Here is a 23,522-nt window from a genome sequence, read left to right as displayed (position 1 = left end):
AATGATATGTGGAAAATTGGAGATATTGAAATTAATAACAAAGTAGTGCTTGCGCCTATGGCTGGTGTATGTAATGCGGCATTTAGATTGACGGTTAAAGAATTTGGTGCAGGATTAGTATGCGCTGAAATGGTAAGTGATAAAGCAATTTTGTTTAACAACGAAAAAACGATGAAGATGCTGTATATTGATGAAAATGAACGCCCATTGTCACTTCAAATCTTTGGTGGAGAAAAAGAGACGCTTGTTGAAGCAGCGAAATATGTTGATCAAAATACAACTGCAGATATTATCGATATAAATATGGGTTGCCCGGTTTCTAAAATTATTAAATGTGAAGCGGGTGCCAGATGGTTATTGGACCCACCGAAAATTTATGAAATGGTTTCTGCTGTAGTCGAAGCAGTAAATAAACCGGTAACTGTAAAGATGCGCATTGGATGGGATGATGAACATATTTACGCTGTAGAGAATGCGAAGATGATTGAAAAAGCAGGAGCATCAGCAATAGCAGTACACGGTAGAACACGTGTGCAGATGTATGAAGGTCATGCAGACTGGGACGTCATTCGCCAAGTAAAAGAAGCGGTAAGTATCCCGGTTATCGGGAATGGTGATGTTACAAGTCCGGAACTTGCTAAGAAGATGCTGGATGAGACCGGTGTAGATGCAGTTATGATTGGTCGTGAAGCACTGGGTAACCCGTGGATGATTTATAGAACAGTACATTATTTAGAAACTGGAGAACTTATGCCAGAACCACCGATTTCAGAGAAGATGGATGTTGCAGTATTGCATTTAGACCGTCTGATCAATTTAAAAGGTGAAAAGGTAGCGGTAATGGAAATGCGTAAACATGCATCATGGTATTTAAAAGGTATTAGAGGTAACGGTAAAGCAAGAAAATTAATCAATCAGGCTGAGACACGCGATGAATTAGTTGATATACTTAGAACATTCGAACAAGAAGTAGAAGCATCAGAATCTAAAATTTTAGAAGGAGTAGAATAATATGACTGAAGAATTAAATGACCAAATGCTGGTTCGCCGTCAAAAAATGCAAGATTTATTGGATTTAGGAATCGATCCATTTGGACAGAAGTTTGAAAGAACAGCAACATCTAAAAGCTTAAAAGAAGATTGGGATGCTTTTTCTAAAGAAGAATTACATGATAAAGAAGCGGAGTCTCACGTTTCGATTGCAGGACGTATTATGACGAAGCGTGGTAAAGGTAAGGCAGGATTTGCCCATGTCAAAGATTTAGAAGGACAAATTCAGATTTACGTTCGCAAAGACGCAGTGGGTGATGAACAGTTCGATTTATGGAACAGTGCTGATCTAGGAGATATTGTAGGTGTTGAAGGTGTAATGTTTAAGACGAATACTGGAGAACTTTCTGTTAAGGCAACATCATTTACGATGCTTGCGAAAGCTTTACGCCCATTACCTGACAAATTCCACGGCTTACAAGACGTAGAACAACGTTACCGTCAACGTTATCTTGATTTAATTACAAGCGATGAATCAACACAGACGTTCATTACACGTAGTAAAATTATTCAGGAGATGCGTAGCTACTTAAATGCAAAAGGCTTCTTAGAAGTAGAAACGCCAATGATGCATACAATTGCCGGAGGTGCCGCAGCACGTCCGTTCGTTACACATCATAATGCGTTAGACATGGAATTATACATGCGTATTGCGATTGAATTACACTTAAAACGATTAATCGTTGGTGGATTAGAGAAAGTTTATGAAATTGGACGCGTGTTCCGTAACGAAGGAATTTCAACACGTCACAATCCTGAATTTACAATGATCGAATTATATGAAGCTTATGCTGATTATAACGATATTATGGATTTAACTGAAGAGATGGTAGCTTATATTGCGGAGAAAGTAACTGGATCTACAACAGTAACGTATGATGGTGAAGAGATTCACCTTGCACCAAAATGGCGTAGATGGCATATGGTTGATGCTGTAAAAGAATTTACAGGTGTTGATTTCTATAATGTAAATACAGACGAAGAAGCACATGCGCTTGCAAAAGAACATGGTGTAGAAGTAAAGCCGAATATGAAATACGGTCATGTATTAAATGAATTCTTCGAACAAAAAGTAGAAGAAAATTTAGTGCAGCCAACATTTATATATGGCCATCCTGTTGAAGTATCACCACTTGCAAAACAAAATCCCGAAGATAAACGTTTCACAGATCGTTTTGAATTGTTTATTGTACGTCGTGAACACGCGAATGCATTTACTGAGTTAAATGACCCGATTGACCAAAAACAACGTTTCTTAGCGCAAATGGAAGAGAAAGCCCAAGGCAATGACGAAGCGCACGAAATGGATGAAGATTACATCGAAGCATTAGAATATGGTATGCCACCAACAGGAGGACTCGGTATCGGTATTGACCGTTTAGTAATGTTGCTTACAGATAGTGCATCAATCCGAGATGTATTATTATTCCCATACATGAGACATAAATAATGAATTTAAGCGCTAAATCCCTTTAAACAAGGGTTTTTAGCGTTTTTTTATTGCATGATTATTTATCAGAAAAATAAAACTTTAAGAATGAGAAAAAAAGTATTGAAAAAGTGTTGACTTTAACATGAGTATTTTGTAAGATATAAAAGTCGCTTGAAACGAGTGGCATTAAAGAAAATAAATCAATTGTAAAGTTCATGAACGCAGTGTAAAATTTACTATTGAAAATATCTTCGAAGCTGTTATACTTATATAAGTATTGAAAATTTGTCTGGTGACGATGGCAGAGAGGTCACACCTGTTCCCATACCGAACACAGAAGTTAAGCTCTCTAGCGCCGATGGTAGTTGGTCTTACGATCCGCGAGAGTAGGACGTTGCCGGGCAATATATACCCAGGAGGATTAGCTCAGCTGGGAGAGCATCTGCCTTACAAGCAGAGGGTCGGCGGTTCGAGCCCGTCATCCTCCACCATTTAATATTACGCCGGAATAGCTCAACTGGTAGAGCAACTGACTTGTAATCAGTAGGTTGAGGGTTCAAGTCCTTTTTCCGGCACCATTTTTGAGCCATTAGCTCAGTTGGTAGAGCATTTGACTTTTAATCAAAGGGTCAGAGGTTCGAATCCTCTATGGCTCATAATTATTTTTAATAAGTGCGCGAAAGTAGTTCAGTGGTAGAATACAACCTTGCCAAGGTTGGGGTCGCGGGTTCGAATCCCGTCTTTCGCTCCATTGGAGAAATTAAATGCCGGGGTGGCGGAACTGGCAGACGCACAGGACTTAAAATCCTGCGGTAAGTGATTACCGTACCGGTTCGATTCCGGTCCTCGGCACCATTTAATTTTTATAATATGCGCCCGTAGCTCAATTGGATAGAGCGTTTGACTACGGATCAAAAGGTTAGGGGTTCGACTCCTCTCGGGCGCGCCATTATTATTAGCTACGGGAAGTAGCTCAGCTTGGTAGAGCACTTGGTTTGGGACCAAGGGGTCGCAGGTTCGAATCCTGTCTTCCCGACTTACTTAATATGGGGGCTTAGCTCAGCTGGGAGAGCGCCTGCTTTGCACGCAGGAGGTCAGCGGTTCGATCCCGCTAGTCTCCACCATTATTATTTAAAAATGAACATTGAAAACTGAATGACAATATGTCAACGTTAATTCCAATAATTTGAGTGATTAAGTTCACTCCCAAGAGTGATTGCCTCAAGCAATCAAAGAGCTTTATCAAGCAATCTATTATGGAGAGTTTGATCCTGGCTCAGGATGAACGCTGGCGGCGTGCCTAATACATGCAAGTCGAGCGAACAGACGAGAGTGCTTGCACTCTCTGACGTTAGCGGCGGACGGGTGAGTAACACGTGGGTAACCTACCTATAAGACTGGGATAACTTCGGGAAACCGGAGCTAATACCGGATAATATCTAGCTTCGCATGAAGCGATAGTGAAAGACGGTTCTGCTGTCACTTATAGATGGACCCGCGGTGTATTAGCTAGTTGGTGAGGTAACGGCTCACCAAGGCAACGATACATAGCCGACCTGAGAGGGTGATCGGCCACACTGGGACTGAGACACGGCCCAGACTCCTACGGGAGGCAGCAGTAGGGAATCTTCCGCAATGGACGAAAGTCTGACGGAGCAACGCCGCGTGAGTGAAGAAGGTTTTCGGATCGTAAAACTCTGTTGTAAGGGAAGAACAAGTACGTTAGTAACTGAACGTACCTTGACGGTACCTTACCAGAAAGCCACGGCTAACTACGTGCCAGCAGCCGCGGTAATACGTAGGTGGCAAGCGTTATCCGGAATTATTGGGCGTAAAGCGCGCGTAGGCGGTCTCTTAAGTCTGATGTGAAAGCCCCCGGCTCAACCGGGGAGGGTCATTGGAAACTGGGAGACTTGAGTGCAGAAGAGGAGAGTGGAATTCCATGTGTAGCGGTGAAATGCGCAGAGATATGGAGGAACACCAGTGGCGAAGGCGGCTCTCTGGTCTGTAACTGACGCTGAGGTGCGAAAGCGTGGGGATCAAACAGGATTAGATACCCTGGTAGTCCACGCCGTAAACGATGAGTGCTAAGTGTTGGGGGGTTTCCGCCCCTCAGTGCTGCAGCTAACGCATTAAGCACTCCGCCTGGGGAGTACGGTCGCAAGACTGAAACTCAAAGGAATTGACGGGGACCCGCACAAGCGGTGGAGCATGTGGTTTAATTCGAAGCAACGCGAAGAACCTTACCAAATCTTGACATCCTTTGACAACTCTAGAGATAGAGCTTTCCCCTTCGGGGGACAAAGTGACAGGTGGTGCATGGTTGTCGTCAGCTCGTGTCGTGAGATGTTGGGTTAAGTCCCGCAACGAGCGCAACCCTTATCTTTAGTTGCCATCATTAAGTTGGGCACTCTAGAGAGACTGCCGGTGACAAACCGGAGGAAGGTGGGGATGACGTCAAATCATCATGCCCCTTATGATTTGGGCTACACACGTGCTACAATGGATGGTACAAAGGGCAGCAAAACCGCGAGGTCAAGCAAATCCCATAAAACCATTCTCAGTTCGGATTGTAGTCTGCAACTCGACTACATGAAGCTGGAATCGCTAGTAATCGTAGATCAGCATGCTACGGTGAATACGTTCCCGGGTCTTGTACACACCGCCCGTCACACCACGAGAGTTTGTAACACCCGAAGCCGGTGGAGTAACCTTTTAGGAGCTAGCCGTCGAAGGTGGGACAGATGATTGGGGTGAAGTCGTAACAAGGTAGCCGTATCGGAAGGTGCGGCTGGATCACCTCCTTTCTAAGGATAATTACGGAAACAGACCCTCAGGTCTGTAGGAATTGGCATTGACATATTGTATTCAGTTTTGAATGTTTATACATTCAAATTAATAATGGGCCTATAGCTCAGCTGGTTAGAGCGCACGCCTGATAAGCGTGAGGTCGATGGTTCGAGTCCATTTAGGCCCACCATTAAATATTGTACTTTGAAAACTAGATAAAGTAAGAAGATATAAAGATTTTACCAAGCAAAACCGAGTGAGTTCATATTTGAATTCTTGAAAAAATCGCGCGTCTGCATTTATGCAGACATCACAATATTAATAACAGATTAAGTTATTAAGGGCGCACGGTGGATGCCTTGGCACTAGAAGCCGAAGAAGGACGTTACTAACGACGATATGCTCTGGGGAGCTGTAAGTAAGCTTTGATCCAGAGATTTCCGAATGGGGAAACCCAGCATGAGTTATGTCATGTTATCCATATGTGAATACATAGCATATGAGAAGGCACACCCGGAGAACTGAAACATCTAAGTACCCGGAGGAAGAGAAAGAAAATTCGATTCCCTTAGTAGCGGCGAGCGAAACGGGAAGAGCCCAAACCAGAGTGCTTGCACTCTGGGGTTGTAGGACACTCAACACGGAGTTACAAAGGAATAGTTTAGACGAATGACTTTGGAAAAGTCAGCCATAGAAGGTAAAGGCCCTGTAGTCGAAAAGTTATTCTCTCCTGAGTGGATCCTGAGTACGGCGGAACACGTGGAATTCCGTCGGAATCCGGGAGGACCATCTCCCAAGGCTAAATACTCTCTAGTGACCGATAGTGAACCAGTACCGTGAGGGAAAGGTGAAAAGCACCCCGGAAGGGGAGTGAAATAGAACCTGAAACCGTGTGCTTACAAGTAGTCAGAGCCCGTTAATGGGTGATGGCGTGCCTTTTGTAGAATGAACCGGCGAGTTACGATTTGATGCAAGGTTAAGCAGTATATGTGGAGCCGTAGCGAAAGCGAGTCTGAATAGGGCGAATGAGTATCAGGTCGTAGACCCGAAACCAGGTGATCTACCCATGTCCAGGTTGAAGTTCAGGTAACACTGAATGGAGGACCGAACCGACTTACGTTGAAAAGTGAGCGGATGAGGTGTGGGTAGCGGAGAAATTCCAATCGAACCTGGAGATAGCTGGTTCTCTCCGAAATAGCTTTAGGGCTAGCCTCGCATGATGATTACTGGAGGTAGAGCACTGTTTGGACTAGGGGCCCCCCTCGGGTTACCGAATTCAGACAAACTCCGAATGCCAGATAATTTAATGCGGGAGTCAGACTGCGGGTGATAAGGTCCGTAGTCGAGAGGGAAACAGCCCAGACCACCAGCTAAGGTCCCAAAATATATGTTAAGTGGAAAAGGATGTGGCGTTGCCCAGACAACTAGGATGTTGGCTTAGAAGCAGCCATCATTTAAAGAGTGCGTAATAGCTCACTAGTCGAGTGACGCTGCGCCGAAAATGTACCGGGGCTAAACATATTACCGAAGCTGTGGATTGTCCGTAGGACAATGGTAGGAGAGCGTTCTAAGGGCGTCGAAGCATGATCGTAAGGACATGTGGAGCGCTTAGAAGTGAGAATGCCGGTGTGAGTAGCGAAAGACGGGTGAGAATCCCGTCCACCGATTGACTAAGGTTTCCAGAGGAAGGCTCGTCCGCTCTGGGTTAGTCGGGACCTAAGCCGAGGCCGAATGGCGTAGGCGATGGACAACAGGTAGATATTCCTGTACCACCTAAGATTGTTTGAACGATGGGGGGACGCAGTAGGATAGGCGAAGCGTACTGTTGGTTATGTACGTCCAAGCACTGAGATTGAGTATCAGGCAAATCCGGTACTCACCAAGATCAAGGTGTGATGGGGAGCGAAATTATAGTAGCGAAGTCGTTGATTTCACACTGCCAAGAAAAGCCTCTAGTTAGAAATTAGGTGCCCGTACCGCAAACCGACACAGGTAGTCAAGATGAGAATTCTAAGGTGAGCGAGCGAACTCTCGTTAAGGAACTCGGCAAAATGACCCCGTAACTTCGGGAGAAGGGGTGCTTTTTAGGGTGCAAGCCTTGAAGAGCCGCAGTGAATAGGCCCAAGCGACTGTTTATCAAAAACACAGGTCTCTGCAAAACCGTAAGGTGAAGTATAGGGGCTGACGCCTGCCCGGTGCTGGAAGGTTAAAAGGAGTGGTTAGCGTATGCGAAGCTACGAATTGAAGCCCCAGTAAACGGCGGCCGTAACTATAACGGTCCTAAGGTAGCGAAATTCCTTGTCGGGTAAGTTCCGACCCGCACGAAAGGCGTAACGATTTGGGCACTGTCTCAACGAGAGACTCGGTGAAATCATAGTACCTGTGAAGATGCAGGTTACCCGCGACAGGACGGAAAGACCCCGTGGAGCTTTACTGCAGCCTGATATTGAAATTCGGCACAGCTTGTACAGGATAGGTAGGAGCCTTTGAAGCGTGAGCGTCAGCTTACGTGGAGGCGCTGGTGGGATACTACCCTGGCTGTGTTGACTTTCTAACCCGCGCCACTTATCGTGGCGGGAGACAGTGTCAGGCGGGCAGTTTGACTGGGGCGGTCGCCTCCTAAAGAGTAACGGAGGCGCTCAAAGGTTCCCTCAGAATGGTTGGAAATCATTCGCAGAGTGTAAAGGCACAAGGGAGCTTGACTGCGAGACCTACAAGTCGAGCAGGGTCGAAAGACGGACTTAGTGATCCGGTGGTTCCGCATGGAAGGGCCATCGCTCAACGGATAAAAGCTACCCCGGGGATAACAGGCTTATCTCCCCCAAGAGTTCACATCGACGGGGAGGTTTGGCACCTCGATGTCGGCTCATCGCATCCTGGGGCTGTAGTCGGTCCCAAGGGTTGGGCTGTTCGCCCATTAAAGCGGTACGCGAGCTGGGTTCAGAACGTCGTGAGACAGTTCGGTCCCTATCCGTCGTGGGCGTAGGAAATTTGAGAGGAGCTGTCCTTAGTACGAGAGGACCGGGATGGACATACCTCTGGTGTACCAGTTGTCGCGCCAGCGGCATAGCTGGGTAGCTATGTATGGACGGGATAAGTGCTGAAAGCATCTAAGCATGAAGCCCCCCTCAAGATGAGATTTCCCAACTTCGGTTATAAGATCCCTCAAAGATGATGAGGTTAATAGGTTCGAGGTGGAAGTACAGTGATGTATGGAGCTGACGAATACTAATCGATCGAAGACTTAATCAATTTTATAGATTTTTTATTCGGGATTGCCGGGTAGAATCTAATATATCTTACTTACTTTATCTAGTTTTGAAAGTATAAACTATTTATTCTTTCATTTGTCTGGTGACGATGGCAGAGAGGTCACACCTGTTCCCATACCGAACACAGAAGTTAAGCTCTCTAGCGCCGATGGTAGTTGGTCTTACGATCCGCGAGAGTAGGACGTTGCCGGGCAATATATAAATGGATGCGATGAGCCGCACATTGGGGACCTGTTAGGTCTCTTTTTTTATACAAAAAAGTAACTGCATAGTGCAGTTACTTTTATTTATTATGGGCTTAATTTTTTAGTCGTTTAATAATGGAAGAGATTTCATCGTCTTCGATACTTCCAAATCCGATAATATATTTATTTTTATAACTTGTTTTTTCTCCAGAATAGTAATCATCTATCGTATTAATTGCAATACTATCTTTATTGATAATTTCTTTCGTCTCGAGTACGAAGTGCATACCCGCATCACTGCCAGTTATATTACTTTGCTTAAAGGTCTCTTTAACAGACTGAAGTACAAGCTCTAATTTCTTCTTATATTCCTTTCTCATCCTGTTAATATTCCGTTCAAATTCACCATCTTTCATAAATGCAGCTATCATATATTGAATATGTCTTGGAACAGTGTTATTTGGCTTTGACATCGCTTTATACAATTTCAGCAGTTTATCAGGCAGTACTAAATAGGCACATCTGATGCTTGGATAGATAGATTTTGAGAATGTACTCATATATATCACACAATCATTGCTCATACCTTGTAATGCAGCGAGAGGCCTTCCTTTATATCTAAACTCACTATCGTAATCGTCTTCAATAATATAGCGATTTTGTTTTTGCTTTGACCAATTAATCAGTTCAGTTCTGCGCTTTGCGCTGAGTACGACACCTGTTGGGAACTGATGACTTGGTGTAACGTGCACAATTTCAACATCTTCAGGAAGTGATGAAACGATGAGTCCTTCTTCATCAACATCGATATACTGATAGTCTTTGTGTTCGCTTTGTAATACTTTTCGAATGAGTGGGTAACCAGGGTTTTCTAATATATATGAGCTGTTACCTAATATTTTAGTAAGGAGGGTAAACAGCTGTTCTGTAGAACTGCCGATAATGATTTGATAATTTTCGCAGTTCACTCCGCGAGAATGATATAGATAGCGTCTAATTTCATTGCGCAATATTTCTTCTCCCTGAACATCACCAAGTTCCAGTAAATGATATTGCTCTTGTTCAAATGCATCTCGTGCGTACTTTCTGAATTTGTGAAATGGAAATGATTTTATGTGACTGTCTTCTATTTTAAGAGATAACTGTCTTTGTTTATGATGATGATTTGGCATGTCTGATTTACTTTCAGGTGCTATATTTATCGTCTGAATATCTTCTACAAAAAAACCTACTTTTGGTACTGAATATATATATCCTTCATCCAGTAATTGCTGATATGCGATCTCGATTGTGGTTCCACTTAAGTTCAGATGTGTACTGAGTTTACGTTTCGAAGGGAGTTTTTCTTTATGTTTTAATTTGCCAGATAAAATATCTCTTTTAATGTTTTCATATAATTGCGTATATAAATATTTTTGATCACTGAATTTGTATGTAAGTATCTCCATGAAACTGACCCCTTTATTTTATTAATAACTGATACTTTTATAATATCAGATAATATTATACATTAGTAATTGTAGTGTAAATTCAGAATATGAGGTGTATATTAATGAGTAAAATCGTAGGATCAGATAAAGTTAAACGTGGTATGGCAGAAATGCAAAAAGGCGGCGTTATTATGGATGTTGTCAACGCTGAACAAGCAAAAATTGCTGAAGCTGCTGGTGCAGTAGCTGTAATGGCATTAGAACGTGTGCCTAGTGATATTCGTGCAGCAGGTGGCGTTGCTCGTATGGCTGACCCTCGTATCGTTGAAGAGGTAATGAATGCAGTATCTATACCTGTTATGGCAAAAGGTCGTATTGGTCACATTACTGAAGCACGTGTATTAGAAGCAATGGGCGTTGACTATATCGATGAGTCAGAAGTATTAACTCCAGCAGATGAAGAGTTTCATTTAAAGAAAGATGAATTTACAGTACCATTCGTATGTGGATGTCGTGATTTAGGTGAAGCAGCGCGTCGTATCGGTGAAGGAGCAGCGATGTTACGTACAAAAGGTGAACCTGGTACAGGAAATATCGTTGAAGCTGTACGTCACTTACGTAAAGTAAATGCACAAGTGCGTAAACTATCTGTAATGAACGATGATGAAATTATGACGGAAGCTAAACTTTTAGGCGCACCTTATGAGGTATTAAAAGAGATTAAAGCTTTAGGTAAGTTACCAGTTGTGAACTTTGCAGCAGGTGGTGTTGCTACACCAGCGGATGCAGCATTAATGATGGAGCTAGGAGCTGATGGTGTATTCGTAGGTTCTGGTATCTTTAAATCAGAATCACCTGAGAAATTTGCAAAAGCAATCGTTCAAGCGACAACACATTATCAAGACTATAAATTAATCGGTGAACTTTCTAAAGAGTTAGGAGCAGCGATGAAAGGTTTAGATATTAATAAGCTTTCTTTAGAAGAAAGAATGCAGGAACGTGGCTGGTAATATGAAGATTGGTGTATTAGCATTGCAAGGTGCTGTAAGAGAGCATATTCATCATATTGAACTAGCAGGTCATACAGGTTTACCTGTAAAGCGTGTAGAACAACTAGAAGATATCGATGGATTAGTATTGCCTGGTGGAGAATCAACAACGATGCGTCGTCTGATGGATCTATATGGCTTTACTGAAACGTTACGCCAAAGTGAATTACCGATGTATGGCACATGCGCAGGGTTAATCTTACTTGCAAATGATATCGTCGGTTATGAGGAAGGTCATTTAAGGAAGATAGATATTACAGTTGAACGTAATTCATTTGGACGTCAAGTCGATAGCTTTGAAGCTGATCTTGATGTTAAGGGTATTGAAGATCGAGTAAATGCAGTTTTTATCCGTGCACCACATATTGTGTCAGTTGGGCCAGAAGTGGAAGTACTGAGCATAGTAGACGATAAGATGGTAGCAGTCAAACAAGGGAAATATCTCGGTATATCATTTCATCCGGAACTTACTGAAGATTTTAAAATCATGAAATATTTTATAGAAGAAATGGTAATGAAATAATATTTTGGTAAAAAGGCTACATTTGAAAAATGTAGGCTTTTTTATTTTGTGACATTTCAGATGCATGTTATAATCAATCATTATAAAAAAGGAGTGTCTTACATGAAAGACTTATCATTAAAACAAGCAATCGAATCACGTCATTCAATAAAAGAGTTTAATCCAGATATCACAATTCCTCATGAAATAATGGAAGAAATGATTACTTTAGCAACGAAGGCACCGTCTTCTTTAAATTTACAACCTTGGAGATTTGTTGTAGTAGAATCCGATGAATCGAAAGCGGCAATAAGAAATCACGTTCATTTTAATACGCGTCAATTAGATACAAGCTCAGCTTTTGTACTAGTATTATCGGATAATAACCATAAAAATGACTTAGATAGAATTATGCAGCAAAATGTAAAAGAAGGATATATGGATCAAAATATAAAAGATGAAAATACGAAGGTGATTCAACAGCTTCTGGATCAGACGCCAGATGAATCTATGTATACTCAAGGAATGATGGATTCTGCCATGGCGGCAATGCAGTTTATGCTTGTCGCAAAAGATTATGGCTTCGATACAAATCCAATTGGTGGTTTTGACAGAGGAGCGGTATTACAAGCGTTAAATATTGATGGAGGACGATACACACCTGTAATGTTCATCGCAATTGGAATTGCAGCTAAAGAACATTATCCATCCTCAAGATATGATGTATCAGAAATATTGACATATAATTAATTAGAGACGAATTTTGTAGGAACAAAACAATCAATATTATCATAAAAAAGAGTGGACTGTTTATGAAACAGTCCACTTATCTTTTATATAAAGAAACCTGCAATTGTTGCTGAAATGAATGATACAAGTGTAGCGCCGTATAATAATTTCAGACCGAACCTAGCGACCACATCACCTTGCTTATCGTTAAGTGACTTAATAGCCCCTGCGATAATACCGATAGATGAGAAGTTAGCAAAAGATACTAAGAATACAGAAACGATTCCGACCGCATGTTCTGATAATTCGCCAGTCTTTCCTTTAACGATGGCCTGAATATCTAGCATTGCAACAAATTCATTCGAAACGAGTTTAGTCGCCATAATAGATCCTGCGCGAACCGCATCGTCCCAAGCGATTCCTGTTAAGAATGCAAGAGGTGCAAACAAATACCCAAGTATAGTCTGGAAGTTCATTTCGCCTGGTGTAAACGCCTCGACGATTCCATTAAGCATTGCAATTAAGGCGATATAACCGATTAACATTGCTGCAACGATAATAGCAACTTTAAATCCATCAAGAATATATTCGCCAAGCATCTCGAAGAATGATTGTTTCTTTTCATCTTCAGTCATAATCACCGCATCTTCTTCTTCAGCAGATACTCTATAAGGATTGATGATTGAAGCGATAATAAATCCACCAAATAAATTAAGTACGATGGCTGTAACAACAAATCGTGGTTCAATCATCTGAAAGTAAGCTCCGACAATTGATAACGAAACGGTAGACATTGCCGACGCTGTTAAAGTATACAGCCTATGCTTCGGTATAAACGGTAGTTGCTTCTTTAATGAAATGAATACTTCAGATTGCCCAAGAATTGCTGCGGCTACTGCATTGAAAGATTCAAGTTTGCCCATCCCGTTTACTTTAGAAATAACTAATCCTAAATATTTGATGATAAAAGGTAAGATTTTTAAATATTGAAGGATACCTATTAATGCTGAAATAAAAGTGATTGGTAACAATACATCAAAGAAAAATGAATTAGCTACGCCATCATTTTTAACACCTGGGAATACAAAATATACACCTTCTGCTGCATACTTAAGTAAATAACCAAATCCAGTTGCTAGTTGTGTAACGAGCCAAATCCCAGCTGTTGTTTTTAGCAAGACGAAAGCAAGTATGAATTGAATTACAAGCATGATACCAATATATTGCCATCTTACGCCTTTTTTATCCGAACTCATGATCCATGCGAGAGACAAGAAGATAATAAGTCCGATAATACCTATTATAAAGTTCATAATATCGCTCCTTTTAATATTAATTTTAACTATACATATCATACTATATAATTTATGAAAGCGCTAAACAAATTTTAATTTCATTTTGAACAGATGTTCAAATATGAAAGATAAACATATTGTTTGCACTAAATGACAAATCAAAATATAATAAAGTCAAAGAAGGTCAAAGGTGGGTGATGTCATGCACAATATGTCGGATATAATTGAACAATATTTAAAGCAACTGCTTGAAGAAGCGACAGATGACGTCGTGGAAATTAAGCGTGCCCATATTGCAGAGAAGTTTGATTGTGTACCTTCACAGTTAAATTATGTCATTAAAACAAGGTTTACAAATGAACATGGTTATCAAATCGAAAGTAAACGTGGTGGCGGTGGCTATATCCGTATTACAAAGATTGAATCAAACGATAAGTCAGCTTTTTTAAATCATCTTAAAGAGCTTACAAGTAAGCAGATTTCCCAGCAAAACGCTGAGCGCATTATTGCGGGTCTATATGATAACGAATTGATTACATTAAGAGAGAAGAAGTTGATCATGTCAACGATTCACAGAGATACTTTAAGGATGGAAGTACCGTACCGTGATTATATTAGAGCGAATATATTACAAAATGTACTTGCAATCATCCAATACAACTAGGAGGTACAGTATGGCTTATGAAGAAGAATTTTCGATGAATCAGCTATTGAAACATTTACTTAATAGCGGAGAATTTCAAACACATCCTGATAAATGTCCTAACTGTGGTCTTTCGCTAAGAGAGGCGTTGCATATCGGCAAGTTTGGTTGTAGTGAATGTTACGACGCATTTAGTCAATATGTCCCTCAAGTAATAGAGAGAGTTCAAGCAGGTAATCTGGAACATGTCGGACAGCAACCTTTTAAGTCTCAAGAAAAGATTGCACTTAAAAAGCGTATTGAAGCACTGGAAGAACAACTACAGCAATTAATAGAAGTACAAAACTTTGAAGAAGCTGTAAATGTAAGAGACGAAATAAAAGTATTAAAGGAAGGTGGTGATACTCATGTTGAGTAAACACCTTCAAAGTGAACTTAGCGACTGGATGCAAAGTGGTAAAGATGAACCGGTCATCTTGAGTTCTAGAATCAGATTGGCGCGTAACTTAGAAGATTTTGTGCATCCGATGATGTTTAGTGAGGGAGATGCAGAACGTGTTATTGAAGCGGTGGGGAGTGTGCTTCATGATTATGAAGAAATAAAGATGAGCAAAATATCTGAACGAGAGCGCTTAATGCTTGTCGCAAAGCATTTGATGAGTAAAGAATTATTGGATAATAACGGTGGTGCCGTCTATATTAACGATGATGAATCAGAGAGCATTATGGTAAATGAGGAAGATCATATCAGAATACAAGTGCTCGGTAAAGATTTATCTCTTCAGAAGTTATATATGCGTGCTCAAGATATTGATAAGCGGTTAGATGAAAAGTTAACAATGGCCTTTGACGAGCATTATGGATATTTAACGACATGTCCTACTAATATAGGAACAGGTCTACGTGCTAGTGTAATGCTCCATTTACCAGGACTTTCTATTATGAATCGTATGAATCGAATCGCTCAAGCTATCAATCGTTTTGGTTTTACGATTCGTGGTATATATGGAGAAGGGACACAAGCATTAGGTCATATATACCAAGTATCTAATCAGTTGACACTCGGTAAAGATGAAGAAAGTATTATTGAAGATCTTCAGCAAGTTGTCGAACAGATTATTGAGGAAGAACTCAATATGCGCAAACGAATGAATAATTACGATCATATTGAAACTATTGATAGAATTTATCGTAGTTTAGGTATTTTGAAATACAGCCGTAAGATTTCAGTAGAAGAAGCAAGCCTTCGTCTAAGTGAAGTAAAGCTTGGAATTGATATGGATATCATCAATATTCCGTTTAGGTTTAACGAACTTATGGTAGCAATTCAAGCACCGTTTTTAGATACCGTATATGATACACAAGGCACAATAGAAGAAAAAAGAGCAGAGATGCTACGAACGCATCTATAAGGAGGAATTATATTGTTTGGTAGATTAACAGAACGTGCTCAAAGAGTACTTGCACATGCACAAGAAGAAGCGATTCGTTTAAATCACAACAACATTGGAACAGAACATTTATTGTTGGGTCTTGTAAAAGAGCCTGATGGTATCGCTGCAAAAGTCTTAGCGGCTTACAATATCACAGAAGATAAAGTTGTATCTGAAGTAGAACAACTTATCGGTCATGGTACAGACATGGGTGGCACAATACAATATACACCACGCGCTAAGAAGGTCATCGAATTATCACTTGATGAAGCACGTAAATTAAATCATAACTTTGTAGGGACAGAGCATATTCTACTTGGTTTAATCCGTGAAAATGAAGGAGTTGCAGCACGCGTACTAGCGAATCTTGACTTAAACATTACAAAAGCAAGATCTCAAGTGGTGAAGTTACTTGGTAGTCCTGAGATGACAGGCAAAGATACGAATGCTTCAAAATCACAAAATACACCGACACTTGATGAACTTGCGCGCGATCTAACAGTCATTGCAAAAGATGGCACACTAGATCCAGTGATTGGGCGTAGTGCTGAAATTACGCGTGTTATTGAAGTGTTGAGTCGTCGTACAAAAAATAATCCTGTGCTTATTGGGGAACCGGGTGTAGGTAAAACGGCGATTGTAGAAGGATTAGCACAAGCAATTATCAATAATGAAGTGCCAGAAACATTAAAAGGAAAACGTGTAATGAGTTTAGATATGGGTACTGTTGTTGCTGGTACTAAATATCGAGGCGAATTCGAAGAGCGTCTTAAGAAAGTGATGGAAGAAATTCATCAGGCAGGTAATATTATCTTATTCATCGATGAATTACACACTTTAATTGGAGCTGGAGGTGCAGAAGGTGCAATCGATGCTTCTAACATATTAAAGCCTGCACTTGCACGTGGTGAGTTACAATGTATTGGTGCGACAACATTGGAAGAGTACCGTAAATATATAGAGAAAGATGCAGCACTTGAACGTCGATTCCAACCTGTTCAAGTGGATCAGCCGAATGTAGAAGATGCAATAGAAATATTAAAAGGGTTGCGTGACCGTTATGAAGCACATCACAGAATTAAGATTTCTGATGAAGCACTTGTAGCTGCAGTTAAGATGAGTGATCGTTATATATCAGATCGCTTCTTACCAGATAAAGCGATAGACTTAATCGATGAAGCAGGTTCTAAAGTACGCTTACGCAATTATACAACACCGCCAAGCTTAAAAGAGCTTGAAGCGGAATTAGAAAAAGTGAAGAATGAAAAAGACGCTGCAGTACATTCTCAAGAGTTCGAACAGGCAGCAAGTTTACGTGATAAACAGACACAGCTTGAGAAAAAGTTAGAAGAAACTAAAAAAGAATGGCAAAAAACACAAGGTTCAAACAATACTTCAGTAACTGCAGATGACATTGCCAATGTTGTAGCGCAATGGACAGGTATTCCGATTGCTAAAATTGCAGAAACTGAATCACAAAAGCTATTGAACCTGGAAGAAATCTTGCATAATCGTGTCATTGGTCAAGCTGATGCCGTATCATCTATTTCTAAAGCTGTGCGTCGTGCACGTGCTGGTCTTAAAGATCCGAAACGTCCGATTGGGAGCTTTATCTTCTTAGGACCTACTGGTGTAGGTAAAACAGAACTTGCGAAAGCACTAGCTGAGGCAATGTTTGGTGAAGAGGATGCGATGATTCGCGTAGATATGAGTGAGTTTATGGAGAAACATAGCGTCTCACGTATGGTAGGTTCTCCTCCAGGATATGTAGGTCATGATGATGGCGGTCAATTAACAGAAAAGGTACGTCGTAAACCTTATTCAGTTATCTTATTTGACGAAATAGAAAAAGCACATCCAGATGTCTTTAACATTCTGTTACAAGTACTCGATGATGGGCGTCTTACAGATTCGAAAGGTCGTACGGTAGATTTCAGAAATACGGTTATTATTATGACGAGTAACGTCGGAGCTCAAGAAATTAAAGATAATAAATTTGTTGGGTTCGGGGGGCAGACTGCAGCTCAGGATTATGAAACAATCCGTAAAACGATGATGGATGAGCTTAAGAAACAATTCCGCCCTGAGTTTTTAAACAGAATTGATGATATCATCGTATTCCATAAATTGGAGAAAGATCAATTGAAAGAAATTGTGACATTAATGGTCGAAGGGCTTGCAAACAGACTGAAAGAGCAAGATATCCATATTTCATTGACAGATGCAGCGAAAGAGAAAATCGCAGATGAAGGCTATGATCCTGAGTACGGAGCAAGACCACTTGCTAGAGCAATTCAAAAACATATTGAAGATCAGTTATCTGAAGAACTATTAAAGGGTGAAGAATTAACTGGACATCACATTACTATAGATTATGTGGATGATGCATTTAAAATTGATAAAGCAAAAGCATAATTGATGAGTAGGGACATAAGTTTCAGATTAATAATCTTTAATTAATAGCGGTACAGAAATTACTATAATCAAACCCGAATAGTGCTGGAAATAAAGAATATTTTCTTAGCATCATTCGGGTTTTACTTATGGTAGAACACTTCTGTACCGACTTTTTCGTTATAATTGTTTAATTAGTTAAAAAGCTTTAAAATAAATAGATACATAATGAGGAGGAATCGCTTTGGTAAAGGTGAAAAGCACATTTGAATGTATGGCCTGTGGTTATCAGTCACCAAAATGGATGGGAAAGTGTCCGAATTGTGGTGCATGGAATCAAATGGAAGAAGTTATTGAGCATAAACAGAAGGGCCCTAAAAATGCGATTTCTGAATCACAAAGTGGTAATAAAGTTGAAAAACTAAAAGATATAACGAAAGAAAGTGTTCCTCGTGATCATACGCAGATGAAAGAACTGGATCGTGTACTTGGAGGAGGAATCGTTCCGGGTTCATTGATACTTATCGGCGGAGACCCGGGGATTGGTAAGTCCACATTACTACTACAAGTTTGTGCAATGCTTTCACAAAACCATCCCGTACTCTATATTTCTGGAGAGGAATCGGTAAGACAAACGAAATTACGTGCCGATCGTCTATTAGAGGATGCAGGTGAGCTTGATGTATATGCAGAAACCAACCTTCAGATTATCCACGAAACGGTAAGGAAAACAAAACCGAAATTTTTGGTTATCGATTCAATTCAAACAATATTTCATCCAGAGGTTACAAGTGCACCTGGTTCTGTATCGCAAGTCAGAGAATGTACACAAGAGTTAATGCGTATCGCAAAGCAGATGAACATTGCAACATTTATCGTAGGGCACGTGACAAAAGAAGGACAGATCGCAGGTCCAAGGTTACTAGAACATATGGTTGATACAGTTCTTTACTTTGAAGGAGATACTCATCATAGCTACAGAATATTACGCGCAGTGAAGAATCGTTTTGGTTCGACAAATGAAATGGGTATATTTGAAATGAAGAATACAGGCCTTAAAGAAGTCCTGAATCCTTCAGAAATGTTCCTTGAAGAACGTACAAAAAATGTAGCAGGTTCAACTATCGTTGCAACGATGGAAGGCACGCGTCCATTACTAGTTGAAGTTCAGTCACTTGTAACGCCGACATCTTTTCATAATCCAAGAAGAATGGCATCAGGTGTCGACCATAATCGACTGAACCTATTGATGGCTGTACTAGAGAAAAAACAAGGATATTTATTACAGCAACAGGATGCATATGTGAAAGTTGCGGGTGGTGTAAAACTTGATGAACCTGCTGTTGATTTAAGTGTTATCGTAAGCATCGCTTCAAGCTATAATGATAAACCGACACGAGGCGATGACTGTTTTATCGGAGAAGTCGGTCTGACTGGTGAAGTGAGACGTGTTGCACGTATTGAACAACGTGTACAAGAAGCTGAAAAACTCGGTTTTAAACGTGTCATCATCCCCAAAAATAATATTGGTGGCTGGGATTTCCCCGGAAATATTGAAGTGATTGGTGTAACAAATATTAACGAAGCATTAAAAATGGCATTTTAAGGAGGTGTATAGATGTTAAGAAAGCTTGTTTTATTAATATTTTTCGTTGTAGGTGCTTCAGCAGGTATCTTCTTGATACCTGAGCTTGTTGGACTGTTTGATTTTAAAGTTCCTGATATATTATCTAATCCATATATCGATGGGGCCGTAGGTATCGCTGTCTTTTTTCTTTTATTTTACTGGCTTGTCGATCGTGTTGTGGCTTTAATTATAAGAGGTGAGAAACTCCTCCTTAAGATCAATTTTATTGATTTGATTATCGCAACTTTCGGTATGATTATTGGTCTGATGATTGCTTCAATGATCAGTTTAATCTTTAACTTTATGGGGTTTCCTTTTCTTAAGAATACGGTACCGATTATTTTAGCAGTTGTATTAGGATATTTAGGTTTTCAAGTGGGTATTCAAAAACGTGGTGAGATATTAAGTTTCTTGCCTGAACGTTTTCAGCCTAATAAGAGAAAATCATTCGATTTCCCAAAACTATTAGATACTTCTGCAATTATCGATGGGCGTATTTTATCAATCGTAAAGTGCGGTTTTTTAGATGGTACGATTGTAGTGCCACAAGGTGTGCTGGATGAATTACAATTAATAGCTGATTCGACAGATGGAATAAAGAGAGATAAGGGGCAACGTGGGTTAGATATATTAAGTGAACTGCAAGAGACAGGACATCCTTTGAATATTATTCCAGGGAATAAGAACATTAAAGAAGTGGACCAGTTGCTTGTTACGATGGCGAAAGACATGAAGGCGAGTGTGATCACTACAGATTTCAATTTGAATAAAGTCTGCCAAGTGCAAGGTATCCAAGTGCTGAATGTAAATGATCTGTCAGAAGCAATTAAACCTGTTGTCGCTCAAGGAGATAAGATGTTATTAAATGTCACTAAATCAGGAAAAGAAGAAGATCAAGGTGTAGGCTACATGGAAGATGGTACGATGGTTGTTGTAGAACACGGTAAGAAGTATATCAACAAACAAATTCAAGTGGAAGTGCAATCCATATTGCAGACATCTTCAGGTCGAATTATTTTTACGAAGAAAGTGAATGACTAATATGTATGATGTAATTATTCCCGCAGCCGGTATGGGCAAAAGAATGCAGGCGGATAAAAACAAGGTTCTGCTACAGCTGCAAAGTAAATCGATTCTTGAACACACACTTGAAACGTTTCAGAGTGATGATAATTGCCGTGCCATTCATTTAGCAGCACAAAAAGATGAATTGGAAATGCTTAAAGCAATGTCTAAAGCTTATAACAAAATAGAAGTAGTGACTGTAGGCGGTAGTGAAAGACAATATAGCATCTATAATGTGCTCAAAGCAATTCAGCCATGCGATTATGTGTTTATACATGATGCGGCAAGACCTTTTGTTACACCAGAAACATTGTATAAGTTATATACAAAAGTACAACAATATAAAAGCGTTGTTGCGGCTGTTAAAGTGAAAGATACGGTTAAGCGTGTGATTGATTTCCAGGTAGAAGAAACGTTAAATAGAGAAGAACTTTGGCAGATTCAAACACCACAAGCATTTAGCTATCATTTATTACTTGAAGCATATAATAAAGCAGATGAAGATGACTTTTTAGGTACTGACGATGCGTCGCTTGTTGAACGGCTGTACCCAGTTAACATCGTTGAAAGTGATTATGATAATATTAAGATTACAACGCCGGAAGATATGTTCTTTGCGGAAGCAATACTGAAGAAAAGAGGGATTTGATGAGAATTGGATATGGATATGATGTACACCAATTAGTCGAAGGTCGACCTTTAATCATCGGCGGCATCGAACTGGGACACGATAAAGGATTACTTGGACATAGTGATGCCGACGTATTACTCCATGCGATTACAGATGCAATTTTAGGTGCTGTCTCTCTTGGTGACATCGGCAAATTTTTTCCGGATGATGATCCGAAGTACAAAGGTGCGGATTCTAAGATTTTATTAAAAGAGGCGTACCAGCATGTTCTTAAGTTAGGATATGAAATAGGCAATTTAGATGCGACAATTATTGCAGAAAAACCGAAATTCCGTCCGCATATCGATGCTATGCGAGAGTCGATTGCGAATGTCTTAAATACAGACATTTTCAACGTGAACGTCAAAGCGACAACGAACGAGAAGATGGGTTATTTAGGACGACAAGAAGGTATACAGGCACAAGCTGTGGTATTATTATTAAAAACAAACTAATTAATGGAGTGAACAAGATGAGTAAAGTAAGAGTAAGATATGCACCAAGTCCAACGGGGTTCTTACATATTGGAAATGCGCGTACGGCATTATTTAACTATTTATTTGCCAGACATAACGGTGGAGATTTTATTATCCGAATTGAAGATACAGATACTGCGCGTAACGTAGAAGGTGGAGAAGCGAGCCAGTTAAAGTTCTTACAATGGTTAGGAATGGACTGGGATGAATCAATTGATAAAGATGGAGGATTTGGTCCTTATCGTCAATCTGAGCGTGCTGATATTTATAATCCAATTATCGAGAAATTATTAGCTGAAGACAAAGCTTATCGCTGCTATATGACTGCCGAAGAATTAGAAGCAGAACGCGAGGCACAACTTGCGCGTGGAGAAATGCCAAGATATGGTGGTAAGCATGCGCATTTAACGAAAGAAGAAGAAGCAGCACTGATCGCTGAAGGTAGACAACCTGCAATTCGTATCCGTGTGCCGAAAGATAAGGTATACACGTTTAATGATATGGTTAAAGGAGAAGTTTCATTTGATTCTAACGGTATCGGTGACTGGGTTATTGTTAAGAAGGATGGTATCCCAACGTATAACTTTGCAGTAGCAATCGATGATCACTTTATGGAGATTACTCATGTCATTCGCGGTGACGACCATATTTCAAACACGCCAAAACAAATGATGGTCTATGAAGCGCTAGGATATGAAATCCCGACGTTTGGTCATATGACGTTAATCGTGAACGAAGACCGTAAGAAATTGTCTAAACGTGACGGTTCAATCATTCAGTTTATTGAACAATACCACGATCTTGGATACTTACCAGAAGCGTTATTTAATTTTATTGGACTGCTTGGCTGGTCTCCTGAAGGTGAAGAGGAAATCTTTACAAAAGAACAATTCATTGAAATGTTTGACGAGAAACGTCTAAGCAAATCACCAGCATTCTTTGATAAACAAAAACTAGCGTGGATCAACAATCAGTATATGAAAACGAAAGATTTAGATACTGTATTTGAAATGACGTTACCACATATGAAAAAAGCTGAACTTGTTTCTGAACAACCGACAGATGAAGAGCTTGCTTGGGCAAAAGCTTTAGTTGGATTATATCAGGAGCAGATGAGTTACGCCGGTGAAATTGTTGAACTAAGTGAGTTATTCTTCCGTGATGAAATTGAACTTGGAGAAGCAGAGTCTGAGGTCGTAAATGGAGAACAGGTCCCTGAACTTGCTCAAAGTTTAATTGGTCAGTTAGAAGCATTAGAAACATTTGATGCGCCAAGTATTAAAGGGGCAATTAAATCTGTACAGAAAGAAACAGGTATCAAAGGGAAAAATTTATTTATGCCGATTCGTGTTATGACAACAGGACAAATGCATGGTCCAGAGCTACCAAATACATTAGAATTACTTGGTAAAGAAAAAGTTATTGCACGTGTTCAAAAGTACGTGAAATAAAATCGTTGAAAAATTATCGCTATCCTTTA

Annotated in this window: 16 protein-coding genes, 9 tRNA genes and 4 rRNA genes; 27 read left to right on the top strand and 2 right to left on the bottom strand. The window is 40.2% G+C overall.

Translation table 11 applies throughout. The annotated features are described in order from the left end of the window. Positions 1 to 6: 6 nt before the first annotated feature. The 15 genes from dusB (at position 7) to rrf (KYI10_10750) (ending at position 8,737) form a co-directional block, all read left to right on the top strand. Positions 7 to 1,011, top strand: a complete 1,005-nt coding sequence (dusB, locus tag KYI10_10820; protein ID QYA32795.1) for a tRNA dihydrouridine synthase DusB — start codon at positions 7 to 9, stop codon at positions 1,009 to 1,011. Position 1,012: 1 nt separating this feature from the next. Next, positions 1,013 to 2,500 carry a lysine--tRNA ligase gene (gene lysS, locus KYI10_10815; GenBank protein QYA32794.1) on the top strand — a complete coding sequence of 496 codons (1,488 nt, stop codon included), beginning with the start codon at positions 1,013 to 1,015 and terminating at the stop codon, positions 2,498 to 2,500. 270 nt (positions 2,501 to 2,770) lie between these two features. Beyond that, positions 2,771 to 2,885, top strand: a 5S ribosomal RNA gene (rrf, locus tag KYI10_10810). Between the two features lie 12 nt (positions 2,886 to 2,897). Then, positions 2,898 to 2,973: transfer RNA gene (locus KYI10_10805), tRNA-Val, on the top strand. Positions 2,974 to 2,984: 11 nt separating this feature from the next. Beyond that, positions 2,985 to 3,060 (top strand) — tRNA-Thr (locus KYI10_10800). A 5-nt stretch (positions 3,061 to 3,065) separates the two neighbouring features. Continuing rightward, positions 3,066 to 3,138 (top strand) — tRNA-Lys (locus KYI10_10795). Positions 3,139 to 3,158: 20 nt separating this feature from the next. Then, a tRNA-Gly gene (locus KYI10_10790) sits at positions 3,159 to 3,233 on the top strand. A 15-nt stretch (positions 3,234 to 3,248) separates the two neighbouring features. Next, positions 3,249 to 3,337: transfer RNA gene (locus KYI10_10785), tRNA-Leu, on the top strand. A gap of 17 nt (positions 3,338 to 3,354) precedes the next feature. Next, positions 3,355 to 3,431 (top strand) — tRNA-Arg (locus KYI10_10780). Positions 3,432 to 3,444: 13 nt separating this feature from the next. Further along, positions 3,445 to 3,518 (top strand) — tRNA-Pro (locus KYI10_10775). Positions 3,519 to 3,530: 12 nt separating this feature from the next. Continuing rightward, positions 3,531 to 3,606: transfer RNA gene (locus tag KYI10_10770), tRNA-Ala, on the top strand. A 129-nt stretch (positions 3,607 to 3,735) separates the two neighbouring features. Further along, a 16S ribosomal RNA gene (locus KYI10_10765) occupies positions 3,736 to 5,289 on the top strand. Positions 5,290 to 5,385: 96 nt separating this feature from the next. After that, a tRNA-Ile gene (locus KYI10_10760) sits at positions 5,386 to 5,462 on the top strand. 137 nt (positions 5,463 to 5,599) lie between these two features. After that, positions 5,600 to 8,524 (top strand): 23S ribosomal RNA (locus KYI10_10755). 98 nt (positions 8,525 to 8,622) lie between these two features. Next, positions 8,623 to 8,737, top strand: a 5S ribosomal RNA gene (gene rrf, locus KYI10_10750). Together the 16S, 23S and 5S rRNA genes with 9 tRNA genes alongside form the textbook arrangement of a ribosomal RNA operon. Positions 8,738 to 8,842: 105 nt before the next feature. Here rrf (KYI10_10750) and KYI10_10745 read toward each other — a convergent pair. Next, positions 8,843 to 10,177: a PLP-dependent aminotransferase family protein gene (locus KYI10_10745; protein QYA32793.1), complete on the bottom strand. Its 1,335-nt coding sequence runs from the start codon at positions 10,175 to 10,177 to the stop codon at positions 8,843 to 8,845. A 104-nt stretch (positions 10,178 to 10,281) separates the two neighbouring features. Here KYI10_10745 and pdxS point away from each other — a divergent pair, with 104 nt between their 5' ends. From pdxS to KYI10_10730, 3 genes are all read left to right on the top strand, one after another. Beyond that, positions 10,282 to 11,169 (top strand): pyridoxal 5'-phosphate synthase lyase subunit PdxS, encoded by an 888-nt coding sequence (gene pdxS, locus KYI10_10740; protein ID QYA32792.1) that lies wholly within the window; start codon positions 10,282 to 10,284, stop codon positions 11,167 to 11,169. A 1-nt stretch (position 11,170) separates the two neighbouring features. After that, on the top strand, positions 11,171 to 11,731 hold the full coding sequence (pdxT, locus tag KYI10_10735) for a pyridoxal 5'-phosphate synthase glutaminase subunit PdxT (protein QYA33974.1): 561 nt from the start codon (positions 11,171 to 11,173) through the stop codon (positions 11,729 to 11,731). Between the two features lie 102 nt (positions 11,732 to 11,833). Further along, on the top strand, positions 11,834 to 12,460 hold the full coding sequence (locus tag KYI10_10730; GenBank protein QYA32791.1) for a nitroreductase family protein: 627 nt from the start codon (positions 11,834 to 11,836) through the stop codon (positions 12,458 to 12,460). Between the two features lie 83 nt (positions 12,461 to 12,543). Here the strand turns inward: KYI10_10730 and KYI10_10725 are convergent, their stop codons facing one another. Then, positions 12,544 to 13,752 (bottom strand): NupC/NupG family nucleoside CNT transporter, encoded by a 1,209-nt coding sequence (locus KYI10_10725; GenBank protein ID QYA32790.1) that lies wholly within the window; start codon positions 13,750 to 13,752, stop codon positions 12,544 to 12,546. Positions 13,753 to 13,936: 184 nt separating this feature from the next. Between KYI10_10725 and KYI10_10720 the strand changes: the two genes are divergently transcribed. From KYI10_10720 to gltX, 9 genes are all read left to right on the top strand, one after another. Continuing rightward, positions 13,937 to 14,398, top strand: coding sequence for a CtsR family transcriptional regulator (locus tag KYI10_10720; protein ID QYA32789.1), 462 nt, complete (start codon positions 13,937 to 13,939; stop codon positions 14,396 to 14,398). Between the two features lie 10 nt (positions 14,399 to 14,408). Next, on the top strand, positions 14,409 to 14,795 hold the full coding sequence (locus KYI10_10715) for a UvrB/UvrC motif-containing protein (protein QYA32788.1): 387 nt from the start codon (positions 14,409 to 14,411) through the stop codon (positions 14,793 to 14,795). Further along, positions 14,785 to 15,789 (top strand): protein arginine kinase, encoded by a 1,005-nt coding sequence (locus KYI10_10710; protein ID QYA32787.1) that lies wholly within the window; start codon positions 14,785 to 14,787, stop codon positions 15,787 to 15,789. The genes KYI10_10715 and KYI10_10710 overlap by 11 nt, the downstream gene beginning before the upstream one ends. Before the next feature lie 9 nt (positions 15,790 to 15,798). After that, positions 15,799 to 18,225 carry an ATP-dependent Clp protease ATP-binding subunit gene (locus tag KYI10_10705; GenBank protein ID QYA33973.1) on the top strand — a complete coding sequence of 809 codons (2,427 nt, stop codon included), beginning with the start codon at positions 15,799 to 15,801 and terminating at the stop codon, positions 18,223 to 18,225. Between the two features lie 223 nt (positions 18,226 to 18,448). Next, positions 18,449 to 19,810, top strand: coding sequence for a DNA repair protein RadA (radA, locus tag KYI10_10700; protein QYA32786.1), 1,362 nt, complete (start codon positions 18,449 to 18,451; stop codon positions 19,808 to 19,810). A 12-nt stretch (positions 19,811 to 19,822) separates the two neighbouring features. Then, positions 19,823 to 20,872 (top strand): PIN/TRAM domain-containing protein, encoded by a 1,050-nt coding sequence (locus tag KYI10_10695; GenBank protein ID QYA32785.1) that lies wholly within the window; start codon positions 19,823 to 19,825, stop codon positions 20,870 to 20,872. Continuing rightward, entirely contained in the window at positions 20,865 to 21,545 is a 681-nt protein-coding gene (ispD, locus tag KYI10_10690; GenBank protein ID QYA32784.1) for a 2-C-methyl-D-erythritol 4-phosphate cytidylyltransferase, read from the top strand. Before KYI10_10695 ends, ispD begins: the two co-directional genes overlap by 8 nt. Next, positions 21,542 to 22,021, top strand: coding sequence for a 2-C-methyl-D-erythritol 2,4-cyclodiphosphate synthase (gene ispF, locus KYI10_10685; protein ID QYA32783.1), 480 nt, complete (start codon positions 21,542 to 21,544; stop codon positions 22,019 to 22,021). The genes ispD and ispF overlap by 4 nt, the downstream gene beginning before the upstream one ends. A 17-nt stretch (positions 22,022 to 22,038) precedes the next feature. Then, a complete protein-coding gene (gltX, locus tag KYI10_10680) occupies positions 22,039 to 23,493 on the top strand; it encodes a glutamate--tRNA ligase (GenBank protein QYA32782.1) in 1,455 nt (484 codons plus the stop codon). The last annotated feature ends 29 nt before the right edge of the window (positions 23,494 to 23,522 follow it).

This window comes from Macrococcus sp. 19Msa1099, assembly GCA_019357535.2.
Taxonomy (GTDB): domain Bacteria; phylum Bacillota; class Bacilli; order Staphylococcales; family Staphylococcaceae; genus Macrococcoides; species Macrococcoides psychrotolerans.
The sequence above is the reverse complement of the archived record's forward strand: the minus strand, read 5'-3'. Positions and strand labels throughout refer to the sequence as shown.